The following is a 22,500-nucleotide window of genomic DNA, read 5'->3' as shown; positions in this document are numbered from 1 at the left end:
TGATATTAGTATCATGAGCTTCTTCAAACTAATTAGTCATTATCGATCGCATTTCTTGATTTTTGGCTGTATCCTGCTTAGCTTGGTAGAAACGGTAGCAGCAGAAACGATTAATTCGAGCAGTTCTCTAACTACACCAACGCCCATAGCTTCTTCTCCAATTGCTCAAGCGATCGCTGTTAAAAAAGTTGAAGTTATTGGTAGTACGATCTTAACTAGTGCGGAGCTAGCGACAATCTCTAAGAGCCTAGAAGGTCAACAAGTAACTCCCGAACAAATCCAACAGGCTGCCCAATCAATTACTAAAATCTATGCCGATCGCGGCTACATTACTTCTCAAGCAGTAGTCGATCCTCAGAAAGTAGTTGATGGCATAGTCACAATTCAAGTCATCGAAGGGCGAGTCGAAAAAATTGAAATTGTAGGCTTAACTCATACGAACCCTGACTACGTGCGATCGCGAGTAGAGTTAGGAACTGGCACGCCTCTCAACACCGCTAAACTTGAAGATCAACTGCGATTGTTGCGTGCAGACCCCATATTTAGTGATGTTGAAGCAAGCTTAAAATCAGGAGGTCAAGCTGATAGCAGTATTCTCGTCGTTACGGTGAAAGAAGCGAATCAGTTTGGTGGATTTGCTAGTATCGACAACTTCTCACCTCCCGCAGTCGGTTCAGAGCGTTACGGTGGAGGCTTATTCTTTCGGAATCTCTCTGGTAATGGTGATACATTCACAGCTTCCTATTATGGAACCACAACGGGAGGATCTAACCAATATGATCTTTCCTATAGTATTCCACTCAATCCGATGAATGGAACTTTGTCATTACGCTATTCTCCTAGCAACTATCGAATTACGCAGTCTCCTTTTGATATATTGAATATCCGTGGAAACAACAATTTATTTGATCTAAATTTTCGGCAGCCGTTGGTTAGAACCAGTGTAGAAGAATTCGCTCTATCCCTTGGCTATAGCTATCAGAAAGGACAGACATTTGCCTTTAACGATCTTGCTACACCCTTTGGGATTGGACCAGAAGCCGATGGCACAACCCGCACTAGTGTAATCAAGTTTGGGCAAGACTATACATTACGCGATTTATTTGGGGCTTGGTCTTTGCGATCGCAGTTCAGTTTAGGAACAGGTTTATTTGGTTCTACCAGTGTGACGACCCCTAGCGGTTCTTTTCTAAGTTGGCTAGGACAGATTCAGCGTGTGCAATCTTTGGGAACTGATTCATTATTAATCGGTGCTTTAGATTTGCAATTATCTGCTGATCCCTTGTTATCTTCACAACAATTCACCATTGGTGGCGGTCAGTCTTTGCGAGGGTTTCGCCAAAATGCTCGTACTGGCGATAATGGGTTTCGCTTCTCCTTAGAAAATCGATTTGTAGCACTTCGCAATGAAAAGAATGCGGCTCTGTTGCAGGTGATTCCCTTTCTAGATGCTGGCGCAATCTGGAATCATGCCAATAATCCCAACACATTACCCAGACAAAACTTTCTGGCGGGTGGTGGAATAGGTTTACTATTTACGCCTTTAGAGAAGTTAATTATACGCCTAGATTACGCTATTCCCTTTGTGAACCTTAGCGATCGCGGTACAAATTTACAAGAATCTGCCTTTTATTTTAGTCTGAGTTATCAGTTCTAGGCATGTTATACCAAAAAACAAAATGGCTACGCCATTTTGTTTTTTTTAACCCTTACTGGGTTTGGTTTTCAATTCACAAAAGTGCTGCCACACTTTTGTGAATTGGTATTATACGAACCCCAAGAAAAATTTTGAAAGTGTTGCAAAGCAACACTTTCAAAATTTTTCTTGGTTCTGATTTGAGGGCAAATTTCTGTAAAAAACAGAGGGACGGGGCTTTGCCCCGCCCCTCTGTTTTTTATGACCCCCCATTGGGGCGAATCAAAACTATTGGAGTCTGTTCCGCAGCATTCCCCGCAGGATTCATTAATAGTGCTTGGTTGAGAAGTTTTTCGGATGCCCCTGATGTGGCTGCTAGTACTTTGACACGTCGTAAATCATTGACATCGACGATCGCTGCTTCTAGTCCTGTGCCTGCTTTAATCTCATCAACCACTGCTTGAGGATCTTTAGGACCTAAAACGATAAATTGATCATAGGGCGGTAAAGTTCCTGTTACATCATCAATCAGTCGCGCCTGATCGCCAGCCAGCATATAAAACACCCCAGGCACACGCAGAAATGCTTTGGCTAAAGCACCGACAATAAAGGCAAAAGCCACTCGCCAAGCCCCTGACTCATTAATCAATGACTGTAAACCACAGGCAGTAGCTAGGCTAGATGTACTTTTAAAGTAATAGCAAAGACGTTTCGCTAACCATTTGGGCTTAATGTCACTGGGATGATAGAAATTGCCTTGCATAATTGCAATTGGAGTTTCGGCGATCGTCACAATATCACCCGCTTGAGCATGACTCATCACATAGCGCTGCATTACCTCTACAGGATTATCTCCCGCCGATAAAATGTGAGTGCGGATGGGCAACACATCTGCGTCGGGTGTGGGTCGCCAACGTTCCCTTTGATTGGCATCAGGAAACTGTAATGGGATAATGCAATGCTTGACTTTTTCTTCGCGTCCTGCTGGCCCGTAAATTGTGTAATGAACTCGTACCCATACAGTTTTTAGTTCTTCTAAGTTTTTGCCACTCAGGTCAATCTGAATTTCAATCCCTGTACTGTGATTAGGGGTAACAATATAGGACTCCCAATAGTTGTCATTTCGACTGGTGACATTAGGATGGCGCGATCGCAACTGCACTTGGCTATTGATCCCATCAAGGCTGTTACTAGATAATATCGAGATTACAGGATCTACTTCGACTAGGAATACATCTAGATTACGAGTTTTGTTTGTGGCTGTTAGGAGCAATTCCAAACGATAGTGATCAGGCTCGTAGGTTAAAAACTGCCAAATTCCACTATCAAACTCTAGTAAGTTGCCTTGACGGGTGGTGTATTGCCACTCAAACAATAACCACAACAACGCAACTAGACCACCCAAAACCGCGATCGCAATACCCACACCAATCAAAATATTCATAAGCCTTAAATACCTACTTCCTAATCTTTAAGCCCAAGATTAGCGATTAATTTTTTGTGGCGCGGCGAAGCCGCGCCACAAAAAATTAATCGCTAATCTCTAATCTCTACTAATAGATTGCTTGAGAGTTTTACAAAGTTCCGCGATCGCATGTAAGCCACCATCAGGCTCAGCAAGTTTCCGCACCATCGCACTACCGACGATCGCCCCATCGGCATTCCAATCGATCACTTGTTTGGCATGTTCAGGTTGCGAGATGCCAAACCCAACAGCGATCGGTTTGTCTGTGATTACTCTCAGTTGCTCAATCATTGTCTTGACACCCTTAGCAACTTCAGTACGCACACCCGTAACACCCGTAGCACTGACCACATAGATAAAGCCCTGAGACTTTGCGGCGATCGCCGCTACGCGATCGGGAGGGCTAGTGGGCGCTACTAATAAAATTACTTCAATACCTGCTTTTTGAGCGGGTTCTAACAAAACATGGGATTCTTCAAGAGGTAAGTCGGGTACTACCAAACCGCGAACACCAGCTTCATAAATTGTTTGTAAAAAATTTTCTATACCCAGATTCAAAATTGGGTTGTAGTAGGTAAATAAAATAATTGGCGATCTCAGTTCAGGCGCAACGACTCGGACAACATCTAAAACTTTTTCTAGGGTTGTCCCATTCTGTAAGGCTCTTGTCGCTGCGGCTTGAATTACGGGCCCATCGGCAAGTGGGTCAGAGTAAGGTACACCAAGCTCGATCATGTCCGCACCATTTTGATCCAAGACCCGCAAAGCTTTTGCTGTTGTCTCTAAGCTAGGATCACCAGCTGTAATGAATGGAATAAGAGCAGGTTGCCCTTTAGCTCGCAGTTCTTCAAATCGAGCGGAAACGGATATCATGACGTAAAAATTCCCACAAAATGTAGTCCCGTATTATAGTAGCGCCTCATGGCTACTTGTTACTGATACCAGTTCAAGCCAATAGGACTGAAGTCGTTGCTTCGCAATGACTTCAGTCCTATTGAGGTTTGCACTTCCCAGCACGAATTAGACCGACTCGTTTGGCGATCGCTTCACCTTGAGAGGCAAATGCGCCCCATGTTTCTACAGCATTTAAAATTTCATCACTGCGATCGCTGTTGACAATTTCGCAAACACCAGTATCACGCTTACAAATGAACCACTGGTTTGAGGCAACGCGATCGTAGGGATTTTGTGAATTGTTAATTTGAGTAGACATAAGTACCTGCACAGAATAAATACCTAAACCCTTAAGGTTGCACCCCTGTGGGGCGCAACCTTAAGGGTTTAAGTTTGTAATTAATCTCTCATGATTTGTGTAAAGTAGCAGCTTGCATCATGTCCCTAAACGTAGTAAAAGAAATCATAGATTTGTTAAGGTTTTGTAAAATATTGCAACCTACCTAAGAGATCCTCAATAAATACAAACACTAAAAAATGGCGTTAACTATGGCGCAAGTCTTTGGAGAATTTACAGAAGATTTTTCGGAAAGAAGCGAATTTTTGGTTCTGGGATTTTCTCCATCCTCTCTACCTATCCAACTACGTTGGAAGACAAATGGGCTTTCGGCTGATTTCCTAGGAGACTATGTTAAAAACTTTTTCCCAGGCGATACTAGTGCTGCTTTAAATAAACAAACTGAAGTGCGTCATGCAGTTAGTTTTGTCGCTAATGAATTGCTGGAGAATGCAATGAAATATAGTGATAAATGTGCAGGACAACCAATTAATTTGGAAGTACATTTGTTCAGCGATCGACTAATATTTATATCAAAAAATAGTGTTCACCAAGATGCGATCGCCAATTTTCAGTCATACCTACAAACCCTTACCGCTGGTGATGTTGGTGAAATGTATATTAACCAAGTTGAAAAAAGTGTTGATATTGATGAGTCTGAAAGTTCGGGACTTGGCTATTTGACGATGATTATGGACTACGATGCTGTCCTAGGATGGAAGTTTGAACAGATTTCTGGTGATAATCCCGCTACGATAGTAACCACGATGGTACAGTTGCCTCTCTAGAAACGTATTCAACAGAAACTATTAGAGTCTTTTCTAGTTAGTGTTACTAAACGCATTAATCAAATTAATCAAGATTGTATTAGGAGAATTTCAAAGAATGGAAGTTAAAGGAGATGATTATCGGGTCTGGTATGAACAAGTAGATACAGTTATCTATTGTCAAGGATCTTTACGTCTAGCAGGTACGGAAGAATATGCCCCAATTGTCCAAATTTTAGAAAATGTAATTGGACAAAACCCTAAAAAGATCACTCTAAATCTCTGTCAATTAGAATTTTTAAATAGTTCAGGCATTAATGTTCTATCTAAGTTTGTGATCAAAGTTCGCCAAAAAGAGACTATTAAGATTACTGTACAAGGATCGGAAAACATACCTTGGCAAGGGAAATCTTTAAAAAACTTGCAAAGATTAATGCCTTCTCTCAATCTTGATTGGATTTAATTAACTGACTTCCTTCAGCATGTTTTTGCTAATTTTGCAGGTGATTTCGTTACGAACAATTCCCAAAAGGCTATTAATCACGGCTGGTGAGACATGTCCAGTATCCACCTCGCGCCCCGAAACTTGTGATAAAAATGTCAAAATCTGTTTTGGCAAAATTAATGTCAGTCCATTTTTGAGATGTAGTTCTAATTTATAAACTCCTGTAACCACAGGATAAACGCTGTATTGATCTAATCCATTGATAGCCTGTCCACCAGCATCAAAATAACTCAGTTGTACATATCGATAAGTAGGCGGCTGGCTACTATAACCATAAAGCTCTTGCTTAATTAATTCCGAAAGGTCAATACAATTATTAACCTGTGCGAATGCCAAACATTGCTCTAATGCTCTGGTTAACGGCAACTTATTAATTGCTTCTTCTGATTCCATCTGCAATTCTAGAGCCGAGAGGATATCGTTTAGGCTGGGGGCAATGCTAGTTTGAGTGGCTGACATGGGGATTCGCGCTAAATAAATCTATTGCTAGGTAGTTCAGCATAGTCAAAACCCAAAACCAAAGTTTGAGCCACCTGTATCAGGCGGCTCAAACCTCTCGGTTTTAAGCTTACTTATGCCTAGTTATAGCTATAGCCACCTGTATCAGGACAAATCAAAACCCAAATAATGTGAGGCGGCGCGAAGCGCCGCCTCACATTATTTGGGTTTTATGTCCTAACAATAATGGCGACAGCTATACTAAGTAAAATTAGGGCATAAAACTCATAAAGTAAAGATGATGCCAATGTGACCTCTGCTGGATGCAGTTTTCACATTGGCATACACTTATGATAATCGGCTAAAATGAACTTCAAAGTTATTCTTGCCTAAAGTCCATGCTCACTTCCGATCGCACTGTTAAACAAGAAAATACATCCGCCATTATTGATGTAGATGTCCCCAAACGAGGGATGCCCGTTACGATCATTACAGGTTTTTTGGGCAGTGGCAAAACCACTTTACTCAATCACATTTTACAAAACCAACAGGATTTGAAGGTTGCAGTTTTAGTAAATGAGTTTGGGGATATCAACATTGATAGTCAATTACTAGTATCCATTGATGAAAACATGATGGAACTGAGTAATGGCTGTATCTGCTGCACCATCAATGATGGCTTGGTGGATGCTGTTTACAATGTCCTTGAAAAAAGCGATCGCATTGATTACATGATTGTAGAGACTACAGGCGTTGCTGATCCCTTACCGATTGCTCTCACTTTCTTGGGGACTGAGTTGCAGCATTTGACTCGCCTTGATTCGATTTTGACAGTGGTTGATGCTGAAGCCTTTACCTCTGAGCATTTTAATAGCGAGGCAGCCTACTCCCAAATCATGTATGGCGACATTATCATTCTCAATAAAACCGATCTAGTTGGCGAAGAAAAGCTGCAAGAACTAGAGGCTTACATTAATAAGACCAAAACTAAAGCTCGGATCTTGCGATCGCAGTTGGGTGTTGTGCCACTGCCATTGATTCTGGATGTCCAGATTGACCAATCAGCGATCTTTACTACTGGGTCGTCCACTCAAGAGGCTGAGCATCACGATCATAGCGATCACGCCCATCACGACCACAACCACGCTCATGCCCATGAACACAGCCATGATTCCGATTGCCAGCAGGAGCATCACGATCATGATCATCATCACCATTCTCATCACCTAGATAACGACGGGTTTATCTCAATTTCATTCCAAAGCGATCGCCCCTTTGAGCTTGATAAGTTTCAAAACTTTTTAGACAAGCAATTACCGATTGATGTTTTCCGAGCCAAGGGTATTTTGTACTTTGCAAATATTGACAATCGCTATGTCTTCCAACTGAGTGGCAAGCGCTACGAACTCAAAACTGATAATCGTGGCAATTCTTTAAATAATCAACTCGTGATCATTGGGCGAAATTTGCATCGTGAAGAACTATTAGCACAGCTTACTGACTGTCTTGTCTAACAAAGAACCAAATTTTTAGTGGCGCGGCAAAGCTACGCCACTAAAAATTTGGTTCTCTATTTTACTGTGCGTCTCTTGTGGGCGCTTTTTAGATTAGGCGTGAACAGCTAAGCGATCGCATAGTTGATCGGCTTGAATTACCCCCTCAACGCGATCAACAGGTGCTCCATCTTTAAATAGAACCAGTGTTGGCAAAGCATAAACTTTGTACTGCGAGGCAAGATCGGGGTAATTATCAGTATTGATCTTTACAATTTGAACTTTATCTTTCATTTTTTCACTAACCTTGTCCAAAATCCCTGTCATCAATTGGCAAGGACCACACCAAGGTGCATAAAAGTCAACCAGAACAGGCAATTCTGAACTTTCTAATAGTTCATCAAAACTACCAAACTGCTTTTTTACTGACATGTAGCGATCACTCCTCTAAAAACTCAATTCTATAACAATTGCTATAAAAGTAGGCGTTGCTATTTTTGTCGGCACATAAAACCTCAAAAGACAAAGGCGGCGCTTCGCGCCGCCTTTGTCTTTTGAGGTTTTAAATCATCAGTAGAATTTCTCCAAAACCCGATTTATACCTATCGCCATTTTAGTCAAAAACCAAAACCCAAAAAAGAGTTGCAGCGCGGAGCACTGCAACTCTTTTTTGGGTTTTGGTTAGGTTTAAAATTTTTTTGTCACAAAGGTTACATCGCTAGGATAAAATTGTCACTGGCTATTACTCAATCTGCAATGATCTCTAGTAACGATTTTCGACCCGGCGTAACAATTGAACTTGATGGCGAAGTCTGGCGTGTAGTTGAATTTTTACACGTAAAGCCAGGCAAAGGTTCGGCATTTGTCCGCACTACTCTCAAAAGCGCCATGACAGGTAAAAACCTAGAAAGAACTTTCAGAGCTGGGGAAATGGTTCCTCAAGCTGTTCTTGAAAAAAGCTCCATGCAGCACACCTATAAAGACGGAGAAGATTATGTCTTTATGGATATGCAAAGCTATGAAGAAGCTAATTTGACTTCGGCTCAAATCGGTAGCCGTGTCAAATACATCAAAGAAGGCATGGAAGTCAATGTCGTGCGCTGGGGCGATCGGGTAATCGATGTGGAGTTGCCTAATACGGTCGTACTAGAAGTAATCGAAACTGATCCCGGACTCAAGGGTGACACAGCAACGGGTGGTAGCAAAGCTGCTAAGGTTGAAACTGGCGCATCGATCAATGTTCCCCTATTTGTGAATATCGGCGATCGCATTAAAATTGATACTCGTGAAGACACGTATTTGGGGCGTGAAAATTAGGTGGAATTTAGCTTAGATCAAGTACGTGAATTAGTCACGATTCTAAATAAGACGGATATTACCGAGCTGACGCTAGAATCAGGCGATGTCCGTCTGAGTATCCGTAAAAGCGAAACTAGAGTTTCGACAATGCCAGTAGCAATGCACTCGGTCGTCTCCGCCGTAAACCCAGCAGCGATCGAGCATACTGCTACAAGCCCTGTCGTGCATACCACCACAGTTGCTGACTCTCTTCCATCCAAAAAACTTGTTGAGATTACGTCACCGATGGTTGGTACGTTTTATCGTTCGCCAGCCCCTGATGAAGCTCCGTTTGTAGAGATTGGTGATACTGTCAAAAAAGGTAATACAGTTTGCATCATCGAAGCGATGAAGCTAATGAATGAGATCGAATCAGAATCTTCTGGCAAAATCGTCGAAATTTTAGTGGAAAATACTCAACCAGTTGAGTATGGTCAAGTTCTAATGCGAATCGAAGCAAATTAAAACAAAAAAATTATCAATTAGATTCTTTTTTAACGTTAGTTCTGGATAAGCTACAAAATTTTAAAAGCCAAAACAGTAAAAGCCTCGCTTCGCGAGGCTTTTACTGTTTTGGCTCCTAGAGAGGGTTTGCGCCGCGAACCCTCTCTATAGCAAAGCAAGTTTTGCTTAGGACATAAAACCCAAGAATCGAGTGGCGGCGCAAAGCGCCGCCACTCGATTCTGTACTAGCTAACTCTTTTTTTGCTATAGGAGCTAGTCTGCAATTAACCCGAAATGAGATTTTTTAATCTGAAAAGGCGGTACTATATGTGTCGCCTTTTCTATGTCCTGCGATATTTATAGTCCACACTTAAGAGATATTGTGTCAAATTGTAAACAATTGTTAAGATAACTGCATTAAATGACTAGTAACTTAACCAGCGAATTCAAATCTTAAGGAGTAAACTATGGAAACCAAATTTGACTTTAGTGGCGAAAAACTTTTCACCCCGATCGCTTTTCGTGAAGACTTTAATCGATTTGCGCGTCTGAGTGAAACTCAAGCTTGGTCAATGTTTTTTACAGCAAGTCGGGAAGATAATGCCCTTGGTTTCAGTAGAGCCGTAGGAAGATTTTGGACAGGACTATTAGTCGCGACAGTTGTGGAATCAATTCTTGGCGTTACAATTTTTCATGTATTTTAATTTACTCTCTTACTTCTCAAATCTTGATAGCTGCGCTACTAAATGCTTGTAGTTCCCTAGACAAATAAAGTTGCGACCCGCAAGGGTCGCAACTTTATTTGTCTAGGGCGGCAATTAATTACGTTCATCTAATTAAGCGGCTTCGAGAAAATGGGGAAGACTAAGAACCACGTACATTTTTGATCAACCAGTTAAACTTGGCTTCGGCTAATTCTAAGTTACTGAGCATAGACTGACCAAACCCACCTAAATGAGATTCTAAATCATCTAGATCATAGCCATATCCAAGACGGCTTACAGTACCACGTAGGCGATCGGAAAGGCAAAGACAGATAGCGCGATAAAGTCTTGAAGAAAAATTTGTATCCTGTTGTAGTTTCGACAAAAGTTGCACTCTTGGGATTGACAGTACGATGCTTTCTTCTAGCGATCGCACACTAGCAAGGGGAGGTCGAGTGTCGATAAATGATACTTCACCAACTATTTCTCCTTCAGATATTCTGGCAAGTTCCTTATGATCTTGAGACTCAATCGCAACACTAAATGATCCACTCACAACAATGTACAGAGCTTCACTGATCTGACCTTCGCGAATTAATAAGCGATCGGGTGCAATTGTTTCCTTTTTGCCTTTCTGGACAAACCAGTCAAGGTCACTATTATTGAGTTCGCTAAAGAAAAGTAAAATTTTCTTCACATTTAACCTCTGTAACTGGATAAAACGTAAGAAGTCATATTCTTGCAGATTCTTTTGTAAAAATAGTAATGCTAATTCAAAAATTTATGAAATAGTGGTTTTAAGATTTCTAAATATAGCTGTAACCAATTGCCTTAGACCGAATCAAAACCAGAAGATTAGTGGCGGTGCGAAGCACCGCCACTAATCTTCTGGTTTTATGTCCTAGCAAGACTGACTACGGCTATATAATACCAATCGCCAAGAGTGTGATCACATTTTTGGGGATTAAAAATCAAACCTAGTAAGTTTCTTAAAAACACAAAGCGGCTTAGCCGTCTTATGTTTTGATATGTGGATTTACAAAATTAACATCATTTTTAAAGTTGTTGGTTTTGATAGGTCTCCTTCAAATAGAATTTTGCAATTGGCATGAAGATGACGCGCAATGTGATACAAAGACTCAATCTCATCTAAAGCATTTATTCTGCTCGCAATTTCCTCTAGGGAGAGAGAGACATCTGATGCTTTCAGAGCATCAACAAGTTTCTTTTGTAAAGCAAGTACTTTTGCGCCAGCTTTTTTGCCAGCCTCAACACCTGGTTGATGATAAGCATTGATATTCACCAACGAAGCATAAAAGCTTACAGCACGTTCATATAGCGCAATTAATGCGCCCACAGTAAGCTCAGAAACACAAGGGATCGTCACTGTAATTGAGTCTCTACCATTTTCATAGAGAGCGCTACGTGTACCTTGCAAGAACCCTAACAAATAATCGCCCGTGACAACACCTTCTTCTACTTCGGGATGAGGCTTAGCTGAGTCCTGTAAAACTTCGATAAAAGTTGCAAAAAAGTTAGGAACCCCTTCCCGCAGTTGTTGTACATAGGCATGTTGATCCGTAGATCCTTTATTACCGTAAACAGCGATACCCTGATACACCGTATTGCCATCAAGATCATTCTCTTTACCGAGAGATTCCATTACCAGTTGTTGCAAATAGCGACTAAACAACAGGAGCCGATCTTTATATGGCAAAACTACCATGTCTTTTTCGCCCTTACCGTTGCCCGTAAAGTACCATGACATCGCCAGAAGAGCCGCAGGATTTTGACGAATATCTTCAATGCGAGTAGCGGCATCCATTAAACTTGCTCCGCGCAACATTTCGCGAATATCAATGCCTTGTAAAGCCGCAGGTAATAAACCAACTGCCGATAGTTCTGAGGTTCGACCGCCAATCCAGTCATACATGGGGAACTGATCCAGCCAACCATTGGCGATCGCGTATTTCTCCAAAGCACTGCCAACACCTGTAATCGCGATCGCCTGTTTTGCAAAATCTAAACCTGCTTGCTTAAAAGCAAACTCGGCCTCTTTCATGCCATTAGCGGCTTCAGGAGTACCGCCAGACTTAGAAATTACCAATACTAATGTGGTGCTGAGGCGATCGCCAAGTAGATCCAGCACTAAGTCAATCCCATCGGGATCAGAGTTGTCGATGAAACTGATTTTAAGGGGGACATCCGCCTTAGCAAAGCATTGAGCGACAAATTGGGGTCCTAATGCTGAGCCACCGATACCAATTGACAGAATATCCGTAAACTTTGCAGCCTTTGGTGGATGGATAATCCCTTCATGAATCTTCTTGGTAAAGTCTTCGATGCGATCAAGAGTCTCAGTAATATCTTTACTCAATGCTTCCGTGGGGGCAATCTCAGGCGATCGCAGCCAATAATGTCCGACCATACGTTGCTCATCGGGATTGGCGATCGCGCCTGACTCTAACGCTTTCATATCCGCGAAAGCTTTGACAAACTTGGGTTGTATCTCTGTCACAAAGTCTGGCGTAAACCTGATCCGACTGATATCCACGTAAAGACCTAGCTCTGAATGGTAGTACAGCCAGTCTTGATAACGTTGCCACAGTTCCACAGCCGAACTCATACGAACCTCACTTTGCTCTTTGTGAATAGCTTAAATGTGTATACCTTAAGGTTTGTGCGACTTAATAAAAAACGATTTTTTGTGGTGCGACTTTACCGCGCCATCAAAAATTTGTTCTTCATTTTACTGCGCGTCCCTAAGCAGATGCACAGTCCCAATCGTAAGTGATAAATAGCAACCTTGTTTGATGTTATTTCTACAGATTGCGATCGCTTAGGATTTTTAGATTTATTGTTTTGAGCGCTATAGGCGATAAAAACGCCAAAATCGGTTATTAAGTCTACGTTAAGAAGTGCATCAAAGTTGGTTTGCTAACACCTGCAAAGTGTTATGGTGATCTCATAGCCAAATCAGCTATTCGGCGCAGTGGGGTAATTAAAAACAAGATTGCGCGTGTCAATTTTATTAACTGATTTGGAACTCAGAAGCGAGGTCATAGAGATGAAACTTGTAATTCAAGGCAAGAATATTGAAGTCACGGAAGCCATCCGCGAATATGTTGAGCAAAAGATCGACAAAGCGGTGAGCCATTTCCAAGCATTAACCACAGAGGTAGATGTGCATCTATCTGTGGCTCGTAACCCTCGCATTGCTTCGAGCCAATCGGCTGAGGTAACTGTCTATGCGAACGGATCTGTGATCCGTGCGGAGGAAAAGAGCGAGAATTTGTATGCAAGTATTGACCTAGTTGCTGACAAGATTGCTCGTAAGTTGCGGAAATTTAAAGAACGCAAGAGCGATCGCACTGCTGCGAAAACTAGTATCGCTGTAGTTGAGCAACCACCAGTGCCTCTGCCAAACGACAATCGTGTGGTTGAGTTGCCTACTCAAGTGGTGCGAAATAAATACTTCGCTATGCCTGCTTTGTCTGTGGATGAGGCTCTGGAAAGGTTGGAGTTAATTGATCATGATTTCTATGTTTTTCGCAATGCTGATACGGGGGAAATCAATGTGGTGTATGAACGTAATCATGGCGGTTTTGGTGTGATCCAGCCCCATGATGTCAAAAAACATTAGCCACAGCTTGTAGAAGAGCGCTTTGCGCTCTTCTATCTTCTAAAAAAAGGAAGGGCGCTTTGCGCCCTTCCTTTTTTTAGGTTTAAATTTGCTACGCTATAGGGATAAGGGATGTGCAGTAAAATAAATAGCTGATTTCTGTTGCCTCGGCAACAGAAATCGGGCTATTTATTTAAAGCTCAAAGCCCTAAAGCAAATTCTTGCTCAGTTTCATTCTTTTCATTTTTTATTTTTTATCTCAGGGCAGACATGACTGTTAAGTACGGCGAACAAGCGATCGCAGAAGCAACCCTCACTACTTTTCCGAACCCACGCATCGGCAGGGATTACAACATTCAGATTACCCTTCCTGAATTTACTAGTAAATGTCCATTTTCAGGCTATCCCGACTTTGCCACAATCTATATTTCCTATACACCTAACCTTGTGCTGGTGGAACTCAAGGCAATTAAGCTATATATCAATAGCTACCGCGATCTCTTTATTTCCCATGAAGAGGCGGTCAATCAAATTCTGGATGATTTTGTAAAGGCTGGAGATCCGCTCAGAATTAATGTCAAAGGTGATTTTACGCCTCGTGGAAATGTGCATACAGTGGTGGAAGTAAATTATTCCAAACCTCAAGAAACTATCTAGTCTTAAGAAACAATCTAGCTTTAGATGCGTCACATTGATATGAGGGCAGTTGATTAATGAAAATCCATAAAAAACACCAATCATCGGCTAGTCCTGAAATCAATCTAACCGCTTTTTTAGACGTGGTGTTTACAATTCTGGCGTTTTTTATCTTGTTGTCAGCCGCCTTGACTTTGCCAAGTCGGGTTGGTATTGATTTACCAATTACCGATCGCAGCAGTCAGGGTGACTCAAACTCAGGCGATCTCCAGCCAGCAGATGTTTTCATCATCACCCTTGATCCTACGGGACAAATGTTAAAGGATGGAAAATTGATTCCACCGCAACAGTTGGCGCAGGAGATTAATGGTTTCCTAGGCTCCTCTACGCGAGGTATGGTCGTACTGAGTGCCGATGATTCAACTGTCTCTTATCAAATCGTCATTAGCCGTCTGGCAGAGTTAAGGGCTATTGCAGGTAATCGGGTGGCGATCGCCACGTCTCGATCTTGATTCAAGTGCTTTGCTTAGTAAATTTATACTTACAAAATACTTAACACAAAACCATGTTGCCGACTGAACCAAAGAGTGAAATAACTGTAAGTCAAACAGAGCAACCCATGTTGAACTCTAAAAATACAGTTGTGGCAAATAATCCGATGCGTCAATTTGCGAATAAAGCAGGCGGACTAATCATGAAGTACCCATTTTGGGTACTTGTGGTGAGTTCTCTCGGCATCCATACCGCCTTTGCTTTGGTTGCACCAAATCCACTCAAAAAACCAGAACCCCGTGAAGTTGTTGTCTCAACGCTTCCAGTTGTCAAGTTACCTCCCAAGACATTAACTACTAACTCAAAGACAAATAAATCACTCATTGATAATTTATTTGTCAAATCTGCACCCAAAACTAACTCACCCCTGAATCCATTTCCCGATATATCTAGCAGTAGCCCATTAACTACCTTAGACCTAGATAGCTTCAGTAATTTTGAGGATTTACCACCAGTTGCCGACCCATTCTCGATTTCTCCATTGCCCGATGATCCTGAGAAACCACAGTTTGTAAAACCGCAAACTCCTGCATCGACACCACCCAAAACTCCATCTACCCAGCAGCGCTTTACTCAGTCTGGGCAGATTGATAACACTAGTCCTCCTGTTAAGCAAACAGATAATATCAAGCCTGAGTATCAAAATAGTGGTCTCAAAAAGGACGTAACAGCATCTCCTGCGCCGACCAAAAAATCTAACAATAGCAAAGACACTGATACAAAAAATTTGCAAGGAGCTGTAGCAGCTAACTCTTCTAATAGCGATCGCAAAGAAAAAGAGATTGGTAACATTTCGTCACTTTATACTACCGACAAGCAAATCATTGATTTACTGTCTAAAAATTTAATTAGGAATACTCAAATTGCTCCTGCTGATGCCTTGATATCTAATCCTGATCTCAATAGAGAAAGAGGGGTGACATGGATTCCTCCGAAAGTTGCTAATACTTCTGGCAAAAGTGGCTCCGTCACATTTATGTGGCTTGTTGATCCTAGTGGTGAAGTCCAAACTAGGTTTTTAAAGTCTAGTGGGATTAAGGAGTTAGATGATATTGCTAGAGAAACGGTTAAAGACTACAAATTTAAACCAATTGAAGATCCTCAAAGTGGTAAGTATCGTCTTGTGACAGCTAAATATGATTTTCCTTAGAAGGCGGAGCAAAGCGCCGTCTTAAAAAACAAAATTTGTCGCTTTATGACACCTTTTGTAACAATAAATAGTAATGGCGGCGCTTTGCGCCGCCATTACTACTTTTCAAGCCTTGCTTAGGGATAGATAATGGGGAAATCTTGGACATAATTGCCATCACAGGCATATTTAGCACGATATTCTTGTAAAACCATGCGATCGCCTTCTAATTTATAAAGAGCCGATGAGCCACAATCACCAACCCCTCGAAACTTAGTGAAATTGGTTAAGGTCTGCGATCGCACATTAAATCTTGGCAAACCTGCGATCGAGCGCTCCGTGATCCGTTTAGGCTTTTCGCCTTCTTTTGGCTCTTGGAAACTATCAAATTCGAGAGGGATCACTCGAGGTTTTGGAGACTCATTGCTCCACAATACATACTCAAAGTTGCCTTGATAAGCAGCTAGGAAACACTGAATTTGGACTAAATACTTCTTGTCTGAGATTGGGAAAGCTTTTGAACCCATGCCATTTTTTCCATCTTCGGCACGGAAATTATCTTTGCAAACTCCTAAACTTTCACGATTTTGAAGTACATATTGCAATGGATCGGCAGGGGAATTTGTTGCTGAAGAATTGGATTTATTAGAACGTGTAAGGTAGCGTAATAGCTGCTCTTCTGTGAATTTTTGATTGGGAAAAGTCACCCGTAATACAGGTTCAGGATTTTGAGTGGTAGGTGATTCGAGAGTATATATATAACCTTCATTGTTAAACTCGATCGCCCCATCTTTCTGAGGATTATAATTCTTTGCCTCTAAGTCCAAACCACCACTACCATCTTTATTGCGGCTGATGTAATAGCGTGGGCGATTAGGTTCTTGGGCATCAGCACAAATATAGACTCGATAATTGGAAGTCTCTCCGTAGGCATAAATCACTCTTGTTTTGCCACAGATGATATCGCCTTCAAGTTCTTTGATATCACCAACGGCGATCGCTTTTGTTGAGGCTTTTGAGGAGGAAGCAACAGGTTTTTGGGGATTCGCATCAGGAGATGGAGTCACTGTTTTAGAAGTGTTTGTCGTGGTGATTGTGGTTGTGGACTGCGAACTATTGGGGGATGAGGCTAATGAGTTTGGGGTTTCCTGATTGGTACATCCCAGAAATATCAGACTAACCATTGCTGCCGTTAAGCCAAGTCGATTTTGCAACATGAACCTTCTCCTGATAATTGCTCTCTAGTATAGCGATCGCTACTTTACAGCGCTTTGCGCTGACTTAAAACCCAGAAATATTTTTGAAAGCGGCGCGAAGCGCCGCTTTCAAAAATATTTCTGTAATACGTAAAGCTTCAATAAACTGTATCGCGATTTTGATGTAGACAAGATAAAAAACGTAAACCCTGACTATGATTGTTTTTTCATTTTGCAAAGCCCTACAGTTTAAGACATAAAACCCTATAGAGAGTTCCGATCATTTTTGTAATGAATTGCCGCACGTAGTGCGGCAATTCATTACTTTTTTCCTATGTAATTCTAGCTGCCCCACGTAATTGCTTGGAATACCATTGGGAAACTGGATCTAATCCTGATAGTTGACTAATCTTAATTCCATTATGTCCATGCTCTTTTCCTGAACTATGAATATATTCATCATTACCGACATAAATACCAACATGAGTTGCTTTTGTCGGATTCCCAAAAAAGATTAAATCACCAATCTGGATTTTTTCTAGGGGCACTGCTTCTGCAAATGCTTCTTGCTGATAGGCATCGCGCGGAATCTGAATACCAACCGATGCAAAAGCCGCTTGCATTAATCCTGAACAATCATAATTGGGGGCAACTGTCCCCCCCCACAAATACTCATTGGGTGTTGCCATTGCTTGTCGAATAAAAGTGATCACATCGGGAAAGCGATCGCGTATTTCGCTAGCACTTAAAGCGGGCGGCAAATTATCGATAAAACTTTGGCGATCGCTTAGTTCTAACTTCTCAACATCTTGGCGATCAAGTAAGCCCGTATAGTTATCTTCTAGTAGTTGAATTTTTAGAAAACTTCGCTCAGATGCTAGTACTTCTAGATATCTACCCTTTGCCATCTGTGTCGCTAGGCGATCGAGTTGGGGTGAATCATAAATATTAATATCAGCCAAACTACGATAAATCATAACTAGATCCCAAGGGTATGTCTCAAAGCTTGATCAATTTCAGTCGTTGGCAGTGAGCCGATCACATTGTAAATTGCGGAAGTTGTGATCGTTGTTAGGTTGTCGGTCATTATTACTGAGTCAGTGAGCAAACCAGATTGCTTTCCTGCGATCGTATTCAACATTACCAAGACCCGACTAGGATGAATACTCCTGATCATCCGACTAGTAATCATCGCCACCACTACTTGTGGCAGTCCTGTTTGCAAGTTATCAGCTTGGACAATTATTGCTGGTCTTGTTTTGGCTGTAGTCAAATTTGAGTTTGGGAAAACTACAAGAACAACATCTCCACGTTTAATGTTTTTTAGCGACATCGTAATTATCGTAAATACTCATTTCGGGACTATCCCATTCTTCTGCAAAAGTAAATAAACTAGCTCGTAATATTTGAGCGTCAGCTCTATTAATGCCAAGGGATTCTAAATTAATCTCATCTGACTTTAGAAATGTAACGATAACTTTTGTGCCATCGGGTATGCCTGTGGGCAGATCGGTGATCTTGATCTGTCCATTACGGTAAAGACCTTCAAAACTGGTGAGCATAGCAAGCTATTCCATAATTTTGGAGCGAAGTTATCTTTTAAGATACCAAAAAGAGAGGCGGCGCGAAGCGCCGCCTCTCTTTTTGGTATCTTAAAACAATTTAGTACGAACTACGGGTTGCATTATCATACTTTGCTGCTAGTATGTGTGCATCAAAATTGAAAACTTATAAAGTGAGCTAGCAATAGCCGTGACCGTGCAGCTTCCCCCCCTTCCCGAAATTCATCACCCTAAGATTCAGGCGCTTTTCCAGAAGAGCGATCGCGAACTCGTGACGCTATTTCAAAGACATCCTGAAGAGGGTCAATATTTTGCAGCGATTTTTTGTCGCTATGGACAGGTGCTATATACCTTAATTGGTACAGCAACGCGATCGCCTGTGCAATCAGACTACTTATTTGTAAAGACTTGGGAATATATCTACCACGAGATGCGAGTGCTAGATTTGCGGGCTAACAAACCGCATCTTTCTCTGCAAAGTTGGCTGATTAATATTGCCGCGATGATGATCAATCGTGCCGAAGTCCCACCCGTTGAAGACATTCAATATTCTCTCAAAGATACGCCGCCTGTATTTTGGTGCTACCTTAATCAAGCGCTAAATCAAATGGCTGGTAACCTACGTCTGATACTATTGTTGTCTCAAACTTTTCAATGGAGCCACACGCGCATCGCGGCTTACTTACATGCTGAAGGCGAAAACATCTCTGCTAGTGATGTTAAGCAGCTTCTAGTTAAGGCATATCACGCTTTAGAAGAAGCCCTTCCCGAAGATATCCGAGACATTTACCTAGCTCAAACCGCTGTTACTGCCTGAGGTAAAGATTATTATGCAAACATTGAGTCCTACCATCTCTCCAACGATTTCTAAAACAAGCAACCAAAGAGTCACTAATTCAGAGACTGATCTTTTGCCTGCGATCGCTCAGTCTTCAGGCTTGCAAACAGCGTTGGCTGGTTTGGATGCGAGCCTCAATGACGAGCTAGATCGTTATCGCCATTGGCAATCTAATGGTCAAACCATCTCTTATCTCAATCCCTTTAGACCCCGTGCCGTCTCGACTCAATCGATTTGGACTTCGCCGAGTTTGTCGGATGCACTCTCCCCGATCGCTCCAATTGTTGATCCAACTACTAATGGCGATCGACGGACGATCCAGATGCCTGTAATGCCACCCCTAGGAGCATCTACAAATCCATCAATCAATATATCTACTGCTGAGTTAAATAATTTCCGAGGGCTAGAAGCTCTCCAGAGTCTTGAGAATTTGCATGATGCTGGTGTAGAGACAGATTTACCCTATGCTCAAGACATGAATGGCTATGGTGAAGCCACTAGCGGTAGTTTGAACTCGCCGACGATGGCAAAAATACCTGCCCCTGATGATGATGACATCCTGCAAAGCTTTGCCAATGATTATGCAGATCACTATCAGGAATCTGTTGATCAAGAGTCTGCTTATCCGATGCCCAATGCACCAACTGAAAAGAGTGCTTTACGCAGTTTGATGAATCCCGTAGGGATTATTTCACTATTGTTATTGCTCTGCTCTAGTGCCGCGATTGGCTATCTGATGGTCGATCCAGCGGGTGTAATGAAGATTTTCAAACCTGAAACCAAACCAAAAGCAGCCCAAACTGATGGTAAAAATGCAGATTTAGGTAGTGATATTAATTTGCAAAATCAGCAGAAGGCCAATGATACAGGCTTATCTTTTGTGCCTTTTGCTGGTGATAAACCTGAATTAGCTAATAGTAAAACCCTAGCCAATCCTGCGATCGCTCCCAAAAATCCCTTAACCGACCCATCAACGAAATCTTCAAGTTTGTTCGCTCCCAATAGTGCCTTTGTGCCTAGTACACCCTTACGAACCGTACCATCAACTTCATTGCCATCTATTTCAGTTGCTCCACTACCTCCCGCGTTAGCACCAGCACCTGTGGAGCGTAGCTATAGTCCGTCTGTGAGTAACGACTCGGCTCTTGCCCCTGCAAGCTCCTCTAGACCATCTGCTCCACGTCCTGCAACTAGCAAAGCCTCTCCTGCTCCTAGTGCAGCTAAGGCAACTCCTACAACACCAGTAAGTCGTGCTAACATAAATTCTGCTGCGCCCACGACTGTCTATGTGACCCCACGATCCAATAATACTGCGGTGAAGTATGCCGCGCCTATATCATCGGATCCTGCTCCCGCAGCTACCGCCCCCAGTAGTAACAGCTATCGTGTAGTTGTGGAAAATAGCTATGCTGCTAGCGCTCAGCAAATTGAACGGGATGCTTATGTGCGCCCTAGTGATGGACAAGTACAGGTTGGCTCTTATCGAGATCCTAATGCAGCCCAACAACGGATTGAGCAATTGCGCCGTCAAGGTATCCCTGCCAGAATTGAATAAAAATTGATAAATTGTGTAGAGCGGAGCTCTGCACAATTTATCAATTTTCAAATGAATAAGAACTCATTTGAAAACAAAAAACTAATCCTAGTAAGGGGTTTAAGTTTTCATTTTGCCGTAGGCAAAATGAAAACCGCTATATCAATGAGAAGTTACTAGCGAGACGCAAAAATATATGCACTTTTTTTTCGATGCGATCGCCTGTGGTTTATTGGCAGCCTTAACGTGGATGGGACTAGTCTGGATGTCACCCAATCACCCTATTGAGTCTGGGAAGGCTTGGGTGCAGGGGGTGGGAATGGTGGCGATCGCCAATATTTTTGTATGGATTGCTCTAGTAGGCTTAAATCTGCGATGGGTTCCCCTATGGGCAATTTGCTTTTTAATAATTAATGTGGCGATCGCCAGTTTATTATTTCCGCTTTGTGAAGGAATCAAGATTCCACGAATTTGGGCTTTGGTAGTTCATCCTTTGGCGATCGCAACGATGAGTATTTTGCTCGGTGGAGCAGTAGGTTTTTTATAGTTGTCATGTCCCGCTTGTCATAAGAACCAAGAAGAGAATGGTGGCGCTTCGTGCCACCATTCTCTTCTTAAAAAAGGGAGTGCTATGCACTCCCTTTTTTATCTGATGGAAAAGTTAAGAAATATCAACATAATGCCAAACGCTAGCATTCCCACCGCAAAAACTGATATCGCGTTGGTAAATTGTTCGGAAAACTGCATTACTTCTGCGGCAATGACTTCTGGAGTTTTGTAGCGATCAGCCCACCAGAAATAACTTAGGGTAAATGCGGCTCCTAAAAATAGGATGACAAATAGAGTAAAACCGATCAAAGGGGTATACACCATATTTTTTCCAATTCCTCTTTGGGATTTAAAAGTTTAGAAATTAGCTAACTATTTCTAAACTGGTATTAGTCTAGTCAAGACAAAAGCTGAGTTAGTAGCGATCGCTACTAGCCCAGTTGATGACTATTATCAGGCTTTATTCAGTCTTTTGTGTTTAGCTACGTCTGAGTAATTGTTAAGTTCAATTACAAACTCAAACCAAAAAGATAAGTGGCGGCGAGAAGCGTCGCTACTTATCTATCTAAAACATGTCAGAAACTCGATCTCCTATTTCCCATCAAACAGCGATTGCCACTCACCCATAAGACCCGACCACCTATTCCCTCAAATCAAACAGAGATCGCCCCTTCATCACCCACCAAACCTGATCGCCTAAATCTCAAATCTCGCCTATTTCCCACATCAAACAGCGATCGCCCCTCAACACCAAAAAACTGATCGTCTATTTCCTGCATCAACCAACAATCTCCCCTTCACTAGAACTGATTTTCAATATCTCTAGACTGATGCAGAATACGCACAATTTCAATGTAAGTT

At 42.0% G+C, this 22,500-nt stretch carries 27 protein-coding genes; 14 read left to right on the top strand and 13 right to left on the bottom strand.

Features of this window, described 5'->3' with window-relative positions:
* The first annotated feature begins 13 nt into the window (after positions 1 to 13).
* On the top strand, positions 14 to 1,657 hold the full coding sequence (locus H6G05_RS03755) for a ShlB/FhaC/HecB family hemolysin secretion/activation protein (protein ID WP_190576437.1): 1,644 nt from the start codon (positions 14 to 16) through the stop codon (positions 1,655 to 1,657).
* Between the two features lie 238 nt (positions 1,658 to 1,895).
* Here H6G05_RS03755 and H6G05_RS03750 read toward each other — a convergent pair whose 3' ends face one another.
* From H6G05_RS03750 to H6G05_RS03740, 3 genes are all read right to left on the bottom strand, one after another.
* Entirely contained in the window at positions 1,896 to 3,080 is a 1,185-nt protein-coding gene (locus tag H6G05_RS03750; RefSeq protein ID WP_190576435.1) for a coenzyme F420-0:L-glutamate ligase, read from the bottom strand.
* A gap of 99 nt (positions 3,081 to 3,179) precedes the next feature.
* Positions 3,180 to 3,974 carry a tryptophan synthase subunit alpha gene (gene trpA, locus H6G05_RS03745; protein ID WP_190576432.1) on the bottom strand — a complete coding sequence of 265 codons (795 nt, stop codon included), beginning with the start codon at positions 3,972 to 3,974 and terminating at the stop codon, positions 3,180 to 3,182.
* Between the two features lie 118 nt (positions 3,975 to 4,092).
* Positions 4,093 to 4,314 carry a DDE transposase family protein gene (locus tag H6G05_RS03740; protein ID WP_190576430.1) on the bottom strand — a complete coding sequence of 74 codons (222 nt, stop codon included), beginning with the start codon at positions 4,312 to 4,314 and terminating at the stop codon, positions 4,093 to 4,095.
* A gap of 230 nt (positions 4,315 to 4,544) precedes the next feature.
* On the opposite strand from H6G05_RS03740, the gene H6G05_RS03735 reads away from it, so the two are divergent.
* Entirely contained in the window at positions 4,545 to 5,120 is a 576-nt protein-coding gene (locus H6G05_RS03735; RefSeq protein ID WP_190576428.1) for a slr1658 superfamily regulator, read from the top strand.
* A gap of 97 nt (positions 5,121 to 5,217) precedes the next feature.
* Positions 5,218 to 5,562 (top strand): slr1659 superfamily regulator, encoded by a 345-nt coding sequence (locus H6G05_RS03730; RefSeq protein ID WP_190576426.1) that lies wholly within the window; start codon positions 5,218 to 5,220, stop codon positions 5,560 to 5,562.
* Here the strand turns inward: H6G05_RS03730 and H6G05_RS03725 are convergent, their stop codons facing one another.
* Positions 5,563 to 6,063, bottom strand: a complete 501-nt coding sequence (locus H6G05_RS03725; RefSeq protein ID WP_190576424.1) for a hypothetical protein — start codon at positions 6,061 to 6,063, stop codon at positions 5,563 to 5,565.
* A 377-nt stretch (positions 6,064 to 6,440) separates the two neighbouring features.
* On the opposite strand from H6G05_RS03725, the gene H6G05_RS03720 reads away from it, so the two are divergent.
* Complete coding sequence (locus tag H6G05_RS03720) at positions 6,441 to 7,556, top strand: CobW family GTP-binding protein (RefSeq protein ID WP_190576422.1); 1,116 nt, start codon at positions 6,441 to 6,443, stop codon at positions 7,554 to 7,556.
* Positions 7,557 to 7,649: 93 nt separating this feature from the next.
* Here H6G05_RS03720 and trxA read toward each other — a convergent pair whose 3' ends face one another.
* Positions 7,650 to 7,967 (bottom strand): thioredoxin, encoded by a 318-nt coding sequence (trxA, locus tag H6G05_RS03715; RefSeq protein ID WP_094528793.1) that lies wholly within the window; start codon positions 7,965 to 7,967, stop codon positions 7,650 to 7,652.
* Between the two features lie 324 nt (positions 7,968 to 8,291).
* On the opposite strand from trxA, the gene efp reads away from it, so the two are divergent.
* From efp to H6G05_RS03700, 3 genes are all read left to right on the top strand, one after another.
* On the top strand, positions 8,292 to 8,852 hold the full coding sequence (gene efp / locus H6G05_RS03710) for an elongation factor P (protein WP_190576698.1): 561 nt from the start codon (positions 8,292 to 8,294) through the stop codon (positions 8,850 to 8,852).
* Positions 8,853 to 9,338: an acetyl-CoA carboxylase biotin carboxyl carrier protein gene (accB, locus tag H6G05_RS03705; RefSeq protein WP_190576420.1), complete on the top strand. Its 486-nt coding sequence runs from the start codon at positions 8,853 to 8,855 to the stop codon at positions 9,336 to 9,338.
* Between the two features lie 446 nt (positions 9,339 to 9,784).
* A complete protein-coding gene (locus H6G05_RS03700; protein WP_190576419.1) occupies positions 9,785 to 10,021 on the top strand; it encodes a hypothetical protein in 237 nt (78 codons plus the stop codon).
* 160 nt (positions 10,022 to 10,181) lie between these two features.
* Here the strand turns inward: H6G05_RS03700 and H6G05_RS03695 are convergent, their stop codons facing one another.
* Together H6G05_RS03695 and H6G05_RS03690 are read right to left on the bottom strand one after the other, a co-directional pair.
* The gene (locus H6G05_RS03695; RefSeq protein WP_190576418.1) at positions 10,182 to 10,718 is read right to left on the bottom strand and encodes a cyclic nucleotide-binding domain-containing protein; all 537 of its coding nucleotides are present in this window, start codon (positions 10,716 to 10,718) and stop codon (positions 10,182 to 10,184) included.
* A gap of 339 nt (positions 10,719 to 11,057) precedes the next feature.
* The gene (locus tag H6G05_RS03690; RefSeq protein WP_190576417.1) at positions 11,058 to 12,647 is read right to left on the bottom strand and encodes a glucose-6-phosphate isomerase; all 1,590 of its coding nucleotides are present in this window, start codon (positions 12,645 to 12,647) and stop codon (positions 11,058 to 11,060) included.
* A 441-nt stretch (positions 12,648 to 13,088) separates the two neighbouring features.
* On the opposite strand from H6G05_RS03690, the gene hpf reads away from it, so the two are divergent.
* From hpf to H6G05_RS03670, 4 genes are all read left to right on the top strand, one after another.
* On the top strand, positions 13,089 to 13,664 hold the full coding sequence (gene hpf / locus H6G05_RS03685; protein ID WP_190576416.1) for a ribosome hibernation-promoting factor, HPF/YfiA family: 576 nt from the start codon (positions 13,089 to 13,091) through the stop codon (positions 13,662 to 13,664).
* A 249-nt stretch (positions 13,665 to 13,913) separates the two neighbouring features.
* Positions 13,914 to 14,300, top strand: coding sequence for a preQ(1) synthase (queF, locus tag H6G05_RS03680; protein WP_190576415.1), 387 nt, complete (start codon positions 13,914 to 13,916; stop codon positions 14,298 to 14,300).
* A 56-nt stretch (positions 14,301 to 14,356) separates the two neighbouring features.
* A complete protein-coding gene (locus H6G05_RS03675) occupies positions 14,357 to 14,791 on the top strand; it encodes an ExbD/TolR family protein (RefSeq protein WP_190576414.1) in 435 nt (144 codons plus the stop codon).
* Positions 14,792 to 14,898: 107 nt separating this feature from the next.
* Positions 14,899 to 15,981, top strand: coding sequence for an energy transducer TonB (locus H6G05_RS03670; RefSeq protein ID WP_190576413.1), 1,083 nt, complete (start codon positions 14,899 to 14,901; stop codon positions 15,979 to 15,981).
* A 116-nt stretch (positions 15,982 to 16,097) separates the two neighbouring features.
* On the opposite strand, the gene H6G05_RS03665 is transcribed toward H6G05_RS03670, so the two are convergent.
* From H6G05_RS03665 to H6G05_RS03650, 4 genes are all read right to left on the bottom strand, one after another.
* Positions 16,098 to 17,177 carry a DUF1176 domain-containing protein gene (locus H6G05_RS03665; protein WP_190576412.1) on the bottom strand — a complete coding sequence of 360 codons (1,080 nt, stop codon included), beginning with the start codon at positions 17,175 to 17,177 and terminating at the stop codon, positions 16,098 to 16,100.
* A gap of 311 nt (positions 17,178 to 17,488) precedes the next feature.
* Entirely contained in the window at positions 17,489 to 18,133 is a 645-nt protein-coding gene (locus tag H6G05_RS03660; protein ID WP_190576410.1) for a C40 family peptidase, read from the bottom strand.
* 2 nt (positions 18,134 to 18,135) lie between these two features.
* Positions 18,136 to 18,489 (bottom strand): type II toxin-antitoxin system PemK/MazF family toxin, encoded by a 354-nt coding sequence (locus tag H6G05_RS03655; protein WP_190576408.1) that lies wholly within the window; start codon positions 18,487 to 18,489, stop codon positions 18,136 to 18,138.
* On the bottom strand, positions 18,470 to 18,718 hold the full coding sequence (locus tag H6G05_RS03650) for a hypothetical protein (RefSeq protein ID WP_094528823.1): 249 nt from the start codon (positions 18,716 to 18,718) through the stop codon (positions 18,470 to 18,472). Before H6G05_RS03650 ends, H6G05_RS03655 begins: the two co-directional genes overlap by 20 nt.
* Positions 18,719 to 18,914: 196 nt before the next feature.
* Here H6G05_RS03650 and H6G05_RS03645 point away from each other — a divergent pair, with 196 nt between their 5' ends.
* The 3 genes from H6G05_RS03645 to H6G05_RS03635 all read left to right on the top strand — a co-directional run bounded on the left by H6G05_RS03645 (position 18,915) and on the right by H6G05_RS03635 (position 21,637).
* Positions 18,915 to 19,535 (top strand): RNA polymerase sigma factor, encoded by a 621-nt coding sequence (locus H6G05_RS03645; RefSeq protein ID WP_190576696.1) that lies wholly within the window; start codon positions 18,915 to 18,917, stop codon positions 19,533 to 19,535.
* 13 nt (positions 19,536 to 19,548) lie between these two features.
* A complete protein-coding gene (locus H6G05_RS03640; RefSeq protein ID WP_190576406.1) occupies positions 19,549 to 21,111 on the top strand; it encodes an SPOR domain-containing protein in 1,563 nt (520 codons plus the stop codon).
* A 175-nt stretch (positions 21,112 to 21,286) separates the two neighbouring features.
* A complete protein-coding gene (locus H6G05_RS03635) occupies positions 21,287 to 21,637 on the top strand; it encodes a hypothetical protein (protein ID WP_190576404.1) in 351 nt (116 codons plus the stop codon).
* Positions 21,638 to 21,735: 98 nt separating this feature from the next.
* Here H6G05_RS03635 and H6G05_RS03630 read toward each other — a convergent pair whose 3' ends face one another.
* Positions 21,736 to 21,963 (bottom strand): hypothetical protein, encoded by a 228-nt coding sequence (locus H6G05_RS03630; RefSeq protein WP_190576402.1) that lies wholly within the window; start codon positions 21,961 to 21,963, stop codon positions 21,736 to 21,738.
* A 329-nt stretch (positions 21,964 to 22,292) separates the two neighbouring features.
* Complete coding sequence (locus tag H6G05_RS25560) at positions 22,293 to 22,418, bottom strand: hypothetical protein (protein ID WP_277874737.1); 126 nt, start codon at positions 22,416 to 22,418, stop codon at positions 22,293 to 22,295.
* Positions 22,419 to 22,500 lie beyond the last annotated feature (82 nt).

The organism is Phormidium tenue FACHB-1050 (genome assembly GCF_014696925.1).
Taxonomy (GTDB): domain Bacteria; phylum Cyanobacteriota; class Cyanobacteriia; order Pseudanabaenales; family Pseudanabaenaceae; genus Pseudanabaena.
This window is presented reverse-complemented; position numbering and strand designations above follow the sequence as displayed.

What these genes read in the sequence shown, in the direction of transcription:
- H6G05_RS03755 (WP_190576437.1), top strand. Translation starts at nt 14, where the DNA reads ATGAGCTTCTTCAAACTAATTAGTCATTATCGATCGCATTTCTTGATT.
- H6G05_RS03675 (WP_190576414.1), top strand. Translation starts at nt 14,357, where the DNA reads ATGAAAATCCATAAAAAACACCAATCATCGGCTAGTCCTGAAATCAAT.
- H6G05_RS03735 (WP_190576428.1), top strand. Translation starts at nt 4,545, where the DNA reads ATGGCGCAAGTCTTTGGAGAATTTACAGAAGATTTTTCGGAAAGAAGC.
- H6G05_RS03635 (WP_190576404.1), top strand. Translation starts at nt 21,287, where the DNA reads ATGCACTTTTTTTTCGATGCGATCGCCTGTGGTTTATTGGCAGCCTTA.
- trpA (WP_190576432.1), bottom strand. Translation starts at nt 3,974, where the DNA reads ATGATATCCGTTTCCGCTCGATTTGAAGAACTGCGAGCTAAAGGGCAA.
- H6G05_RS03750 (WP_190576435.1), bottom strand. Translation starts at nt 3,080, where the DNA reads ATGAATATTTTGATTGGTGTGGGTATTGCGATCGCGGTTTTGGGTGGT.
- H6G05_RS03690 (WP_190576417.1), bottom strand. Translation starts at nt 12,647, where the DNA reads ATGAGTTCGGCTGTGGAACTGTGGCAACGTTATCAAGACTGGCTGTAC.
- H6G05_RS03720 (WP_190576422.1), top strand. Translation starts at nt 6,441, where the DNA reads ATGCTCACTTCCGATCGCACTGTTAAACAAGAAAATACATCCGCCATT.
- queF (WP_190576415.1), top strand. Translation starts at nt 13,914, where the DNA reads ATGACTGTTAAGTACGGCGAACAAGCGATCGCAGAAGCAACCCTCACT.
- H6G05_RS03700 (WP_190576419.1), top strand. Translation starts at nt 9,785, where the DNA reads ATGGAAACCAAATTTGACTTTAGTGGCGAAAAACTTTTCACCCCGATC.
- H6G05_RS03655 (WP_190576408.1), bottom strand. Translation starts at nt 18,489, where the DNA reads ATGTCGCTAAAAAACATTAAACGTGGAGATGTTGTTCTTGTAGTTTTC.
- H6G05_RS03730 (WP_190576426.1), top strand. Translation starts at nt 5,218, where the DNA reads ATGGAAGTTAAAGGAGATGATTATCGGGTCTGGTATGAACAAGTAGAT.
- H6G05_RS03665 (WP_190576412.1), bottom strand. Translation starts at nt 17,177, where the DNA reads ATGTTGCAAAATCGACTTGGCTTAACGGCAGCAATGGTTAGTCTGATA.
- H6G05_RS03725 (WP_190576424.1), bottom strand. Translation starts at nt 6,063, where the DNA reads ATGTCAGCCACTCAAACTAGCATTGCCCCCAGCCTAAACGATATCCTC.
- trxA (WP_094528793.1), bottom strand. Translation starts at nt 7,967, where the DNA reads ATGTCAGTAAAAAAGCAGTTTGGTAGTTTTGATGAACTATTAGAAAGT.
- hpf (WP_190576416.1), top strand. Translation starts at nt 13,089, where the DNA reads ATGAAACTTGTAATTCAAGGCAAGAATATTGAAGTCACGGAAGCCATC.
- H6G05_RS03650 (WP_094528823.1), bottom strand. Translation starts at nt 18,718, where the DNA reads ATGCTCACCAGTTTTGAAGGTCTTTACCGTAATGGACAGATCAAGATC.
- H6G05_RS03660 (WP_190576410.1), bottom strand. Translation starts at nt 18,133, where the DNA reads ATGATTTATCGTAGTTTGGCTGATATTAATATTTATGATTCACCCCAA.
- H6G05_RS03630 (WP_190576402.1), bottom strand. Translation starts at nt 21,963, where the DNA reads ATGGTGTATACCCCTTTGATCGGTTTTACTCTATTTGTCATCCTATTT.
- H6G05_RS03640 (WP_190576406.1), top strand. Translation starts at nt 19,549, where the DNA reads ATGCAAACATTGAGTCCTACCATCTCTCCAACGATTTCTAAAACAAGC.
- efp (WP_190576698.1), top strand. Translation starts at nt 8,292, where the DNA reads ATGATCTCTAGTAACGATTTTCGACCCGGCGTAACAATTGAACTTGAT.
- H6G05_RS03670 (WP_190576413.1), top strand. Translation starts at nt 14,899, where the DNA reads ATGTTGAACTCTAAAAATACAGTTGTGGCAAATAATCCGATGCGTCAA.
- H6G05_RS03740 (WP_190576430.1), bottom strand. Translation starts at nt 4,314, where the DNA reads ATGTCTACTCAAATTAACAATTCACAAAATCCCTACGATCGCGTTGCC.
- H6G05_RS25560 (WP_277874737.1), bottom strand. Translation starts at nt 22,418, where the DNA reads ATGCAGGAAATAGACGATCAGTTTTTTGGTGTTGAGGGGCGATCGCTG.